Here is a 13,161-nt window from a genome sequence, read left to right as displayed (position 1 = left end):
GGACGCCCTGGGTCCGTGCACGGTGTCCGCCGGGTTGTACGCGCGGTGGTGCTCCGTTGATCAGCTTAAGCCCGCCGTGCATAACGGACAAGTGGCTATAGAAATGTGCAAATTACCGAAAGGTATGCAGATGCGTGACATATAACTTCACGTTTTCCCGGTCGGCCCGCGTCTGGCCGGGACCGCGACAGCCTTTCCGGTGTCTCCGGTGTCTCCGGTGTCTCCGGTGTTTTCCGGCGTTTTCCGGTGTTTCGGCGTTCTCCGGTCTCCGGCCGGGGCCACGGTGAGATCCGGGACCGTGGCGACGACACCGCGCGGGTTCGCTTCACTCAGAACAACGGCTCCGGGAGAACCCCCTCCAGGGCGAGCAGCCGGCGCTTGGTCTCCAGCCCGCCACCGAATCCGCCGAGCCCTCCGCCGCTCTCCACCACCCGGTGGCACGGGACGACCACCGGCAGCGGATTGGAGCCCATCGCCACACCCACCGCCTGGGCGGCCCGGGGCTGCCCCACTCTTTCGGCCAGATCGCCGTACCCCACCACGGTGCCGTACGAGACGCCCGCCGCCAGCTCGCGCAGCACCTGCCGGTTGAACCCCGAGGAGAGCGACCAGTCGAGCGGCAGGCGAAATTCCCGCAGTCCGCCGGCGAAGTACGCGGACAGCATGCGTATCGGCTCGGCCAGCCGGCCCGTCGCGGATTCGACCGGAGTGGCGCCGAGCCGGTCCCGCAGCCGCCCGAGCGCCTTCTCGCGCACCGGCCCGTCCGCATGGAAGACGACGCTCACCAGCCCCTGGCCGGTGGCGGCCAGCAGCAGCGGTCCGATGTCGCTCCCGACGACGGCCCATTCGACCGACGGCTGTCCCTGACTGTTCATGCGGACCACCGTACGATCCCCCACTGACAACGGGCCCCGGGCTTGTCGCGCACCGCCCCTCCGCCCCTGGCGGCGCGGTCCTTGCCCGGCACGGCCGTGCTCCGCCGCCGTGCCGCGTCCCCGGTTCCCGGGGCGCTGTTCGCCTGCCGCTCCGGCCGTCCTACCCTCGCCCGACCGGCGCTTCCGCACGCGGAGCACCAGGGGGGAAGGACATACAGGTATGCAGGGGACAATCGACGGATTCAGCTACGGCCTCGTCACACCCGTGGCGGCCTTTCTCATGGCCTGCCTGGGCGGTGCGCTCGGTCTGCGCTGCGCGGCACGGTACCTGCGGACCGCGCGTCCCCGGAAGGCCGGACTGCTCGCCCTCGGCGCGGCCTCGATCGGCTCCGGCGTCTGGACCATGCACTTCATCGCGATGATGGGTTTCGCCGTCTCCGGGACACCGGTCGGCTACGACCGGCCGACGACCTTCGCCAGCCTCGCCGTGGTGATCGTCATGACCGGCGTCGGGATCCTCATCGTGGGCCACCGCGGTGCGACCCCGATGGCACTGGTCACGGGCGGCACCATCACCGGTCTCTCCATCGCCACCATGCACTACCTCGGCATGGAGGGGCTGCGGCTGCACGCTCGCATCGAGTACGACACCGTGACCGTCGCGCTCTCGGTCATGATCGCCGTCGCGGCGGCGATCACCGCGCTGTGGGTGATCACCTCGTACCAGGGTTTTCCGGCGAGCCTGAGCGCCTGTCTGATGATGGGTGTCGCGGCCACCGGTATGCACTACACCGGCATGGCGGCGGTCCATGTCCGGCCTGATGTCCTCCCCGGTGCCTCCGAGGGTGTCCCGGCCGTCGAAGTGCTCGCTCCGATGCTCGTCGGCCCGGCGGTCTTCCTGGTGCTGGCGGGCGCGGTCGTCCTGATCGACCCGCTGATCGTCACCGGTGACCCGGACGGCGGGCCGCCCGCGCGGGCGGTGGCCGGTCAGTGCGGGGGAGAGGTGCCTCCACAGCGGATGCGGCCCCGGCCGTCCTCGCACGAACCCGCAGGCCGGACGGCCGCGCGGTCCGTGTGGCGCGACTCCCCGGACCTCCGGGACCGGTGATCCGCCACCGCTCGGGACCCGACTGTCAGTGCGGGGTCGTACGGTGGATCCATGCGGCCCGTTTCCAAGATCGAACGTACGGTGGCGCCCTTCGAGGTCGTCAGCTCCTACCAGCCCAGTGGTGACCAGCCGGCGGCCATCGCCGAGCTGGAGCGACGCGTGCGCGCAGGCGAGAAGGATGTCGTCCTGCTCGGTGCCACCGGCACGGGAAAGTCCGCGACCACCGCCTGGATGATCGAGAAGCTCCAGCGTCCCACTCTGGTGATGGCGCCGAACAAGACCCTCGCCGCCCAGCTCGCGAACGAGTTCCGCGAGCTGCTGCCCAACAACGCCGTCGAGTACTTCGTCTCGTACTACGACTACTACCAGCCCGAGGCATACGTCCCGCAGTCGGACACCTACATCGAGAAGGACTCCTCCATCAATGAGGAGGTCGAGCGGCTGCGCCACTCCGCGACCAACTCCCTCCTCACCCGGCGCGACGTGATCGTGGTCGCCTCCGTCTCCTGCATCTACGGCCTCGGTACACCGCAGGAGTACGTGGACCGGATGGTGCCGCTGAAGGTGGGCGCCGAGATGGACCGGGACCAGTTGCTCCGCCGTTTCGTCGACATCCAGTACACGCGCAACGACGTGGCGTTCGCGCGGGGCACCTTCCGTGTCCGGGGCGACACCATCGAGATCTTCCCGGTCTACGAGGAACTGGCCGTCCGCATCGAGATGTTCGGCGACGAGATCGAGGCGCTGTCCACACTGCACCCGCTGACCGGCGAGGTGATCAGTGACGACGAAGAGCTCTACATCTTCCCGGCGAGCCACTATGTGGCGGGCCCCGAGCGCATGGAGAAGGCGGTCAACGGCATCGAAAAGGAGCTGGAATCCCGCCTCGCCGAACTGGACAAGCAGGGCAAGCTGCTGGAATCACAGCGGCTGCGCATGCGCACGACGTACGACATCGAGATGATGCGCCAGATCGGGTCCTGTTCCGGCATCGAGAACTACTCGATGCATTTCGACGACCGTTCTCCCGGCACCGCGCCCAACACCCTCCTCGACTACTTCCCCGAGGACTTCCTGCTGGTCATCGACGAGTCGCATGTCACCGTGCCGCAGATCGGCGCGATGTACGAGGGTGACGCGTCCCGCAAGCGGACCCTTGTCGACCACGGCTTCCGGCTGCCGTCCGCGCTCGACAACCGGCCGTTGAAGTGGGAGGAGTTCCAGCAGCGGGTCGGGCAGGCCGTCTATCTCTCCGCCACCCCGGGGAACTACGAGCTCTCCCGGTCCGACGGCTTTGTGGAGCAGATCATCCGCCCCACGGGACTCATCGACCCGGAGGTCGTCGTCAAGCCCACGGAGGGCCAGATCGACGACCTGGTGCACGAGATCCGCGAGCGCACCGCGAAGGACGAGCGGGTCCTGGTGACGACCCTCACCAAGAAGATGGCCGAGGACCTCACCGACTACTTCCTGGAGCTGGGTATCCAGGTGCGCTATCTGCACAGCGACGTCGACACCCTGCGCCGTGTCGAGCTGCTGCGCGAGCTGCGCGCCGGTGAGTACGACGTCCTCGTCGGCATCAACCTGCTGCGCGAGGGCCTCGACCTTCCCGAGGTCTCGCTGGTGGCGATCCTCGACGCCGACAAGGAAGGCTTCCTGCGCTCCGGCACCTCTCTGATCCAGACGATCGGCCGTGCCGCGCGAAACGTGTCGGGGCAGGTCCATATGTACGCGGACAAGATCACGCCGGCGATGGAGAAGGCCATCGAGGAGACGAACCGCCGCCGGGAGAAGCAGATCGCGTACAACACCGAGCGCGGTATCGACCCGCAGCCGCTGCGCAAGAAGATCAACGACATTGTCGCGACCATCGCGCGCGAGGAGGTCGACACCGAGGCGCTGCTGGGCACGGGATACCGGCAGGCGAAGGACGGCAAGCCGGGCAAGACCCCGGTGCCCTCGCTCGGCGCGAAGGCCACCAAGGCGGCGAAGTCCAAGGCGGGCAAGGCCGGTTCGGGCGCGGTTCTGACCGACCGTCCCGCCGCCGAGCTGGCCGGGATCATCGAGGAGATGACCGACCGGATGAGGGCCGCCGCCGCCGAGCTCCAGTTCGAAGTGGCCGCGCGCCTGCGTGACGAAGTGAGCGAACTGAAGAAGGAGTTGCGGCAAATGAGGGAGGCGGGACTCGCCTGACGGCCCCGGGCGCCAGGTGTGTTGCAAGACCGACACAAAAACGGCCCATGTCTCCTGCGCCGTCCGGGCGGCTGCGTAGGGTTCTGCGCAACCGCATACGGACGGTAGCGGGGGAACCATTCGAGAGGGGACGGCGCATGGTGGACGTATCCAAGGGCAGTGCGCCCGGGGGCCCTGGGGTCAATCTGACCAAGGGACAGGCCATCAGCCTGGAGAAGAAGGACGGCGGCAGCCTGAGCGCGGTGCGCATGGGGCTCGGCTGGCAGGCCGCGCCGCGCCGGGGCCTGTTCGGCTCCCGCACCCGCGAGATCGACCTGGATGCCTCGGCGGTGCTGTTCGCCGACAAGCAGCCGGTCGACGTGGTCTTCTTCCGCCACCTGGTCAGCGACGACGGCTCGGTGCGGCACACCGGAGACAATCTGGTCGGCGGCGCGGGGCAGGGCGGCGACGACGAGGCGATCCTTGTCGACCTCCAGCGGGTCCCGGTCCATATCGACCAGATCGTCTTCACGGTGAACTCCTTCACCGGCCAGACGTTCCAGGAGGTGCAGAACGCCTTCTGCCGCATAGTCGACGAGACCAACGGCCAGGAGCTCGCCCGTTACACGCTCGACGGCGGCGGCCAGTACACCGCGCAGATCATGGCGAAGGTGAACCGAGCGGGCGCGGGCTGGCAGATGACGGCCCTCGGGAATCCGGCCAACGGCCGTACGTTCCAGGACCTGATGCCGTCGATCCTTCCGCATCTGTAGAACGCGTCCGGGGACCGCGCCCCCCACCGGACCCGTGGACCGGGTCCGTGGAGACGGGTCCCCGGATCCGGGTTCGCGGCCACCGCACGGGTCCGTGCGGGCGCGCGGGCCCCGCCCGTGCTGTCCCGGCGCAACGGCCCGGCCCGTCCGGTGGCGGGCCGAAGGGCAGGCGGGAACGGAAGCGGGCCGGACCGCACGAGCGGCGCCGCAGCACGGTGAGCTGCCGCCCGCGTTGCTCCGGCCCGGGGGCCGGACCGTACGAGCGGCTTCCGGAGCCGCGCCGCCATCGGCATCGCGGACGACGTCCGGCGTAACCGCACCACCGACACCTGAACAACGACGCGGCACTGACGAGGGGACAGAGGCGATGACGGCCGAGCTGGTCCGGGGGCAGAACCACCCCTTGCCCCACACTCGACTGGAGATCCGGGTGGCGGCCGGCACACCGCTCCTGGCCTGTGCCACGCTCGGCGACTCAGACGGGGTCACGCGCGGTACCGAATGGCTCGCCCACCCCGGCGCGCCCGCGCTGCCGGGCATCGAGGTGTCCCGGCAGGCCGCCGCCGACCTGCGCTTCCATGTCGATCTGGGAGCCGTGCCCGAGCAGGCGGGCCTGGTGCGGATCCTGCTCGCCCTGCCCGAGAGCACCGGAGGACCGGACCGCTTCGGGGTCACGGCCGCGCCCTTCGCCGCCGTCACCTCCCCCGAGGGCACCGAGGTCGCCAGTTTCACCCTCACCGGTCTTGCCGCCGAGTCCGCCGTCGTCGCGCTGGAGCTGTACCGCCGCCAGGGCGCCTGGAAGGTCCGTGCCGTCGGCCAGGGATACGCGGGCGGGCTCGCCGAGCTGCTGAGCGACCAGGGACTCGCGGGGGCCCGTGCCGTCGCCGAGGGCATCCAGGAGACGGTCGCCCGCCATCTGGCCGGCGCGGTCCAGGCGCCGCTGTCCGGCGCACCGGACAGTGCCCGGTCCAGGCCCGACGCCGTGCCGTCGTCCGCGGCCCCGGCCCCCGGGGAGTCCGTGCAGGCCCAGCAGCCCGCGTCCCCCGCGCCCCGGGCCGCCGTGCCCGACGCCGTGCCGCAACCGGCCGCCGCCCAGCAGGACGGGGCGGTCAACTACACGCATCCCGGCCGTCGCACGTCCACCCCGCCCACACCGCCTCCGGTGGCGCCGCCCGCAGAACCGGGACAGCCGCGCCGCCCGGTCGCCGGCGACGCGACGGGCTGGTCCATGGAGGAGCGGCTCTACAACCAGGTCTGGGGCATGTTCGAGGACCTGGCCCGCTCCGTGGCGGCCTACCGCAGCGCGATGGACTTCGCCGAGTCCCGGATGGACCAGGAACTGGACCGCGTTCTCGCCGACCCGCGCAACCGTGTCGGCGGCGCGGCCGACGCCGCCCGTGCGGCGGCCCGCGCCAGACACGACGACCTCGCCGCCCGGGCCCGCGAGGTCCTCGACCGCGATCTCGATCAGCTCGTCGCCGAGTCCGAGGTCGTCGAGCCCGCGCTGCCGGCGGCCTACGCCCGCTGGGACAACCCCGTGTGGCATGCCCATCGCGTCCCAGCGGAGATCCCGATGGCGCTGCGCCTGGGCGATGTCCATCTGCCCGAGCACCCGGCTCTGCGGATACCGATGCTGGTACGGCTGCCGCTGGAGCGAGGGCTCTGGGTGGACAGCGGCCGGGCCGGTTCCGAGGCCGCGCTGCTGATGGACGAGGCCCAGCTCCAGGGGCTCGCCATGGACACCGCGGTCTCCGTCGCCGGGCGTCTCCTCGCCGTGTACCCGCCCGGCGAGTTCATGGTCCATGTGATCGACCCGGCCGGTTCCGCGGCCGCCTCGCTGGCTCCGCTGACGGTGACCGGCGTCCTCGCCGAGCCGCCGGCGGCCGGCGCCGCGGGGGTGTCGGCGGTCCTCGCGAGACTCACCCGGCGGGTGGACCTGCTGCAGATGGCCGTGCGCGGCGGCGCCGCCGGATCCCTTCCGCCGGATCTGGACGCCGCCGAGCATCTGCTGATCGTCCATGACTTCCCGCACGGTTTCGACGACCGCGCGGTGACCCAGCTTCGCTATCTCGCCGACGAGGGGCCGACGGTGGGTGTGCACCTGCTGGTGGTCGCGGACCGCGAGCAGACGAGCGAGTACGGACCGGTGCTGGATCCGCTCTGGCGGTCCCTGCTGCGGATCACCCCCCTCGCGGACGATCATCTCGCCGACCCCTGGGTCGGCCATGCCTGGACGTATGAGCCGCCCGCGGTCCCCCGGGGCAGCAGGGTGCTCGTTCAGGCGCTGGAACGGGTGGTGGCCGCCAGGCGCGCCAGACGGCGCTGACCTGCACACTTGGCATCCCTTTACCTAACTCTTTACCTTCTCTTGGTTTTTCCTGTACTCTTCTTGCAGCGGAGGGGAGTACTCCCACATCGCGACGTACCCGTCAATACGGACCGCCATCGGTTCCGGGGCGTCGGCCCGGGGAGCGGCAGTGCCGCCCGGGTGGAGGAGACCTCCGGCAGCGACGACGCTGATCAGTTGCCGTACAACGCCGGAGGCGCACGTGGACGTTTCTTTGACCCTGTGGACGCTGACCATTCTTGGTCTGTCCGCACTGATCGCGGCCGACTTCTTCATCGGGCGCAAGCCCCATGACGTGTCGATGAAGGAAGCCGGGATCTGGACGGGCGTCTGGATCGCGCTGGCCGTGCTCTTCGGGCTCGGCCTGATGGTCTTCGGAACGAGCCAGGCTTCCGGCGAGTTCTTCGCGGGCTTCATCACGGAGAAGTCGCTCAGTGTCGACAACCTCTTCGTCTTCGTCCTGATCATGGCGAAGTTCTCGGTGCCGTCGCATCTCCAGCAGCGGGTGCTGCTCATCGGGGTGCTGATAGCGCTTGTCCTGCGCGCGGTGTTCATCGCCGCCGGCGCCGCGATCATCGCCAGCTTCTCGTGGGTCTTCTTCATCTTCGGCGCGTTCCTGATCTACACCGCCTGGAAGCTCATCCAAGAGGCGCGCTCCGGCGACGAGGAAGAGGAGTTCGAGGAGAACCGCCTCCTCAAGTCCATCGAGCAGCGCTTCGGGGTCGCGGACCGGTACCACGGCACCAAGCTCTTCATACGGAACAACGGCAAGCGGATCCTGACCCCGCTGATGGTGGTCATGCTCGCCATCGGCACCACCGATGTGCTGTTCGCGCTGGACTCGATTCCGGCCATCTTCGGTCTGACCCAGGACCCGTACATCGTCTTCACCGCCAACGCGTTCGCCCTGATGGGGCTGCGGCAGCTCTACTTCCTCATCGGCGGACTGCTCAAGAGGCTGGTGCACCTCAGCTACGGCCTGTCGGTCATTCTGGGCTTCATCGGAGTGAAGCTGGTCCTGCACGCGCTCCACGAGACGGGGGTCCATGTCCCCGTGATCTCCATCCCGGTCTCGCTGGCGGTCATCTGCGGCGTCCTGATCGTCACCACGATCACCAGCCTGATCGCCTCCAGGAAGCAGGCGGAGCGCGACGCGGCGGCCGAGGCGGAGAAGGCGGAAAAGGCCGACAGCATCTAAGCCTGACCCACGCACGCGAGTGCGGGGCGAGGGACGACGTGGTCACTCGCCCCGCACTCGCATCCGGCCGGGGGACCGGACCCCCGGACTCACCAGCCGCGGGCGCGCCAGGCCGCCAGGTGGGGGCGTTCGTCACCGAGGGTGGAGTCGTTTCCGTGGCCGGGATAGATCCAGGTCTCGTCCGGCAGCGGCTCGAAGATCTTCGATTCGAGCCCGTCCATCAGGCTGGTGAAGTCCGTGGGGTTCCCGGTCTTCCCGGGGCCGCCGGGGAAGAGGCAGTCACCCGTGAAGGCGTGCGGGTGGCCGTGCGGGTCGTCGTAGACCAGGACGATGGAGCCGGGAGTGTGGCCCACCAGCCGCAGGGCGGTGAGCTCGATCCGGCCGACCTTGATCGTGTCCCCGTCCTCGACGGGGACATCGGTGGGGACGGGGATCCCCTCGGTGTCGTACCGGCCCGCGAGAGTACGGGCGCCCGTGGCCGCCACGACTTCGGCGAGAGCCCCCCAGTGGTCGCGGTGGCGATGGGTGGTGACGACGGACGCGATCCCGTCGTCACCGATCAGGGTCAGCAGCGTCGCGGGGTCGTGGGCCGCGTCGATCAGCAACTGCTCGCCGGTGGTCCGGCAGCGCAGCAGATAGGCGTTGTTCTCCATCGGCCCCACGGCGACCTTGGAAATCATCAGAGCCGGCAACTCGTGCACATCCGCCGGGCCGCCGACCTTCACCGCTCCGCTGTACGTCATACGGCTCAGCCTATAGCGGAGGCAGCACGGGCAGTTGGCCGTCCGGGGCCTTCAACGCGGCGCCGTCGCGGCGGCCCGCGAGCCAGCCCATCAGATCGGGGGCCGGCCCGCTGACGGAGAGCGCGGACCCCTCCGGCCGGCCGGTGCGCCAGGTGCGCCCGTCGGGCGCGCTCAGGGCCAGCGCCGGGACGGCGGGGTTCCCGGAGAAGCGCTCCGCGAGGAAGTCGATCTCCCGGTCGGTGAACTCGTCGGAGAGATCTTCGAGCTCACGGCCCAGGCCCAGATCGACATGGTGCAGCTCGACCTCGGCCCAGCGCCGGAAGGGCACCCGGGCGGCCAGGTCCGTGACGCCGTTGCGCAGCGCGACCACGCGGGTCCAGTCGGCGGGCTCGGCCGAGGAATGCTGGAAGCGGTCGGCGGTGTTACGTACATCGGAGAGCTGGACCGCGAGGGACCTGGGCGCGTCCCGCTCGATGTCGGCGTCGCGTGCCTCGTCGCTCTCGTACATCGGCCGGCCGCCGAGAACATTGACCAGGGCGTCCGCGTTTCTGGCGAGATGGGCCAGTACGTGACCACGGCTCCAGCCCGGGAGCCGTGACGGCGCGGCCAGACCGGCGTTGTCCAGAAGGGCGGCTTCGCCGAGGAGTCGTTCGGTCGCTTCACGTACAGATGCCAGGTCGCGCACATGATCGATCATGCGCAGACGATAGCGCCGCCACTCGATCGGGTGAAGGCGGTTGGCGGCGGCCGTAAATCGAATGTGCGTGCTATAGGCTCGGGAGAGGCATCCTGGCATGTAGGCAATCCGAAGCCCGGCAGACCGAAGGCCGGCACATACCGCTTGGCAACCATCGCTGTGGCGACCCCCCTAGTCTGGGACGGGGGCTGCGCCCCTGCTTCTCTTCAGAAAGGTGCGGACCGGCGTGGCCGACCGTCTTATCGTCCGTGGCGCGCGCGAGCACAATCTCAAAAACGTGTCGCTCGACCTCCCCCGTGACTCCCTCATCGTCTTCACCGGGCTCTCCGGGTCGGGCAAGTCCTCTCTCGCGTTCGACACGATCTTCGCCGAAGGACAGCGCCGGTACGTGGAGTCGCTCTCCTCCTACGCCCGGCAGTTCCTCGGCCAGATGGACAAGCCGGACGTCGACTTCATCGAAGGTCTCTCCCCGGCCGTCTCCATCGACCAGAAGTCGACCTCGCGCAATCCGCGCTCGACGGTCGGCACGATCACCGAGGTCTACGACTACCTCCGGCTGCTCTTCGCCCGGATCGGCAAGCCGCACTGCCCCGAGTGCGGCCGGCCGATCTCACGGCAGTCGCCGCAGGCCATCGTCGACAGGGTGCTGGAGCTGCCCGAGGGCAGCCGCTTCCAGGTCCTCTCGCCGCTCGTGCGTGAGCGCAAGGGCGAGTTCGTCGACCTCTTCTCCGATCTGCAGACCAAGGGCTACAGCCGGGCCAGGGTCGACGGCCGGACCATCCAGCTCACCGAGCCGCCCACGCTCAAGAAGCAGGAGAAGCACACCATCGAGGTGGTCGTCGACCGTCTCACGGTGAAGGACAGCGCCAAGCGCCGGCTGACCGACTCGGTCGAGACCGCCCTCGGCCTCTCCGGCGGCATGGTCGTGCTCGACTTCGTGGACCTCCCGGAGGACGACCCCGAGCGCGAGCGGATGTACTCCGAGCACCTGTACTGCCCGTACGACGACCTCTCCTTCGAGGAGCTGGAGCCCCGCTCCTTCTCCTTCAACTCGCCCTTCGGCGCCTGCCCCGACTGCACCGGCATCGGTACGCGGATGGAGGTCGACCCGGAGCTGATCGTCCCGGACGAGGAGAAGTCGCTCGACGAGGGCGCGATCCACCCGTGGTCGCACGGCCACACCCGGGAGTACTTCGGCCGGCTGATCGGCGGGCTCTCCGGAGCGCTCGGCTTCCGTACGGACATCCCCTGGGCGGGACTGCCGCAGCGCGCCAAGAAGGCCCTGCTGTACGGCCACAAGACCCAGGTCGAGGTCCGCTACCGCAACAGGTACGGGCGGGAGCGCGCCTACACCACCCCCGCCTTCGAAGGAGCGGTCTCCTTCGTCAAGCGGCGTCACTCGGAGGCCGAGAGCGACACCAGCAGGGAGCGCTTCGAGGGCTATATGCGCGAGGTGCCCTGCCCGACCTGTGAGGGCACCAGGCTCAAGCCGATCGTCCTGGCGGTCACGGTGATGGAGAAGTCCATCGCCGATGTCGCCGCGCTGTCGATCAGCGACTGCGCCGAGTTCCTCGGCAGGCTCACGCTGAACGCCCGGGACAAGAAGATCGCCGAGCGGGTGCTCAAGGAGGTCAACGAACGGCTGAGGTTCCTGGTCGACGTCGGCCTGGACTATCTGTCGCTGAACCGCGCGGCGGGGACCCTCTCCGGCGGTGAGGCCCAGCGCATCCGGCTGGCCACCCAGATCGGTTCCGGTCTGGTCGGTGTGCTGTACGTCCTCGACGAGCCGTCCATCGGCCTGCACCAGCGGGACAACCACCGGCTCATCGAGACCCTGGTCCGGCTCCGCGACATGGGCAACACCCTGATCGTCGTGGAACACGACGAGGACACCATCAAGGTGGCCGACTGGGTGGTGGACATCGGCCCCGGCGCGGGTGAGCACGGCGGCAAGGTCGTGCACTCCGGTCCGCTGAAGGGCCTGCTGACCAACAAGGAATCGCTGACCGGCCAGTATCTGGCCGGCAAGAGGTCCATCCCCACCCCGGACGTCCGCAGGCCCGTCGACCCGGGACGGCAGCTCACCGTGCACGGCGCCCGGGAGAACAACCTGCGGGACATCGACGTGTCCTTCCCGCTGGGCGTGTTCACGGCGGTCACGGGCGTCTCGGGCTCCGGTAAGTCGACGCTGGTCAACGACATCCTCTACACCCACCTGGCGCGCGAGCTGAACGGCGCGAAGTCGGTGCCGGGACGGCACACCCGGGTGGACGGCGACGACCTGGTCGACAAGGTCGTCCATGTCGACCAGTCACCCATCGGCCGTACGCCCCGGTCCAACCCGGCCACCTACACCGGGGTCTTCGACCATGTCCGCAAGCTCTTCGCGGAGACGATGGAGGCCAAGGTCCGCGGCTACCTCCCCGGGCGCTTCTCGTTCAACGTCAAGGGCGGCCGCTGCGAGAACTGCTCGGGCGACGGCACCATCAAGATCGAGATGAACTTCCTGCCGGACGTCTATGTCCCGTGCGAGGTGTGCCACGGCGCGCGCTACAACCGGGAGACGCTGGAGGTCCACTACAAGGGCAAGTCCATCGCCGAGGTGCTGGACATGCCGATCGAGGAGGCCCTGGACTTCTTCGAGGCGGTCCCGACGATCTCGCGTCATCTGAAGACCCTCAACGAGGTGGGTCTGGGCTATGTCCGGCTGGGCCAGTCGGCGCCGACCCTCTCGGGCGGCGAGGCACAGCGGGTGAAGCTGTCGAGCGAGCTGCAGAAGCGTTCCACGGGCCGGACGGTCTATGTCCTGGACGAGCCCACGACCGGTCTGCACTTCGAGGACATCAGCAAGCTGATCACGGTGCTGTCGGGTCTGGTCGAGAAGGGCAACTCGGTGATCGTCATCGAGCACAACCTGGACGTCATCAAGACGGCGGACTGGGTGATCGACATGGGCCCCGAAGGCGGCAACGGCGGCGGTCTGGTCATCGCGGAAGGCACCCCGGAGCAGGTGGCCGGGGTCCCGGCCAGCCACACCGGGAAGTTTCTGCGGGAGATTCTCGACGCGGAGCGGATCAGCGACGCGGCGCCCGAGAAGAAGACCACCACGCGGAAGACCACCACGAGGAAGACCGCGGCCAAGAAACCGGTCGCGGCCAGGACGGGCTCCGGACGCGCCTGACCGTCACTCCCGCCGGGCGGCCGCGGTCGCTTCTTCCCGGGCACAGTCCCGGGACGGACGAGAGGCC

9 protein-coding genes are annotated in these 13,161 nt (G+C 69.3%); 6 read left to right on the top strand and 3 right to left on the bottom strand.

Annotated features, from left to right (window positions below):
* Nucleotides 1-329: 329 nt before the first annotated feature.
* Nucleotides 330-875, bottom strand: coding sequence for a methylated-DNA--[protein]-cysteine S-methyltransferase (locus ABZ707_RS00680; protein ID WP_360165462.1), 546 nt, complete (start codon nt 873-875; stop codon nt 330-332).
* 220 nt (nt 876-1,095) lie between these two features.
* On the opposite strand from ABZ707_RS00680, the gene ABZ707_RS00675 reads away from it, so the two are divergent.
* From ABZ707_RS00675 to ABZ707_RS00655, 5 genes are all read left to right on the top strand, one after another.
* Nucleotides 1,096-1,983 carry an MHYT domain-containing protein gene (locus tag ABZ707_RS00675; RefSeq protein WP_360165459.1) on the top strand — a complete coding sequence of 296 codons (888 nt, stop codon included), beginning with the start codon at nt 1,096-1,098 and terminating at the stop codon, nt 1,981-1,983.
* Between the two features lie 51 nt (nt 1,984-2,034).
* Nucleotides 2,035-4,176 (top strand): excinuclease ABC subunit UvrB, encoded by a 2,142-nt coding sequence (uvrB, locus tag ABZ707_RS00670; RefSeq protein ID WP_360165456.1) that lies wholly within the window; start codon nt 2,035-2,037, stop codon nt 4,174-4,176.
* Between the two features lie 137 nt (nt 4,177-4,313).
* Nucleotides 4,314-4,928 (top strand): TerD family protein, encoded by a 615-nt coding sequence (locus ABZ707_RS00665; RefSeq protein WP_360165453.1) that lies wholly within the window; start codon nt 4,314-4,316, stop codon nt 4,926-4,928.
* A 367-nt stretch (nt 4,929-5,295) separates the two neighbouring features.
* Nucleotides 5,296-7,254 (top strand): TerD family protein, encoded by a 1,959-nt coding sequence (locus ABZ707_RS00660; RefSeq protein ID WP_360165450.1) that lies wholly within the window; start codon nt 5,296-5,298, stop codon nt 7,252-7,254.
* Between the two features lie 223 nt (nt 7,255-7,477).
* Nucleotides 7,478-8,473: a TerC/Alx family metal homeostasis membrane protein gene (locus ABZ707_RS00655; RefSeq protein ID WP_360165447.1), complete on the top strand. Its 996-nt coding sequence runs from the start codon at nt 7,478-7,480 to the stop codon at nt 8,471-8,473.
* A gap of 89 nt (nt 8,474-8,562) precedes the next feature.
* On the opposite strand, the gene ABZ707_RS00650 is transcribed toward ABZ707_RS00655, so the two are convergent.
* Nucleotides 8,563-9,216: an MBL fold metallo-hydrolase gene (locus tag ABZ707_RS00650; RefSeq protein ID WP_360165444.1), complete on the bottom strand. Its 654-nt coding sequence runs from the start codon at nt 9,214-9,216 to the stop codon at nt 8,563-8,565.
* Between the two features lie 10 nt (nt 9,217-9,226).
* The gene (locus tag ABZ707_RS00645) at nt 9,227-9,913 is read right to left on the bottom strand and encodes a maleylpyruvate isomerase family mycothiol-dependent enzyme (protein WP_360165441.1); all 687 of its coding nucleotides are present in this window, start codon (nt 9,911-9,913) and stop codon (nt 9,227-9,229) included.
* A 226-nt stretch (nt 9,914-10,139) separates the two neighbouring features.
* Here ABZ707_RS00645 and uvrA point away from each other — a divergent pair, with 226 nt between their 5' ends.
* A complete protein-coding gene (gene uvrA, locus ABZ707_RS00640; protein ID WP_360165438.1) occupies nt 10,140-13,094 on the top strand; it encodes an excinuclease ABC subunit UvrA in 2,955 nt (984 codons plus the stop codon).
* The last annotated feature ends 67 nt before the right edge of the window (nt 13,095-13,161 follow it).

The sequence above is a fragment of the Streptomyces sp. NPDC006923 genome (genome assembly GCF_040635655.1).
Taxonomy (GTDB): Bacteria; Actinomycetota; Actinomycetes; order Streptomycetales; family Streptomycetaceae; genus Streptomyces.
This window is presented reverse-complemented; position numbering and strand designations above follow the sequence as displayed.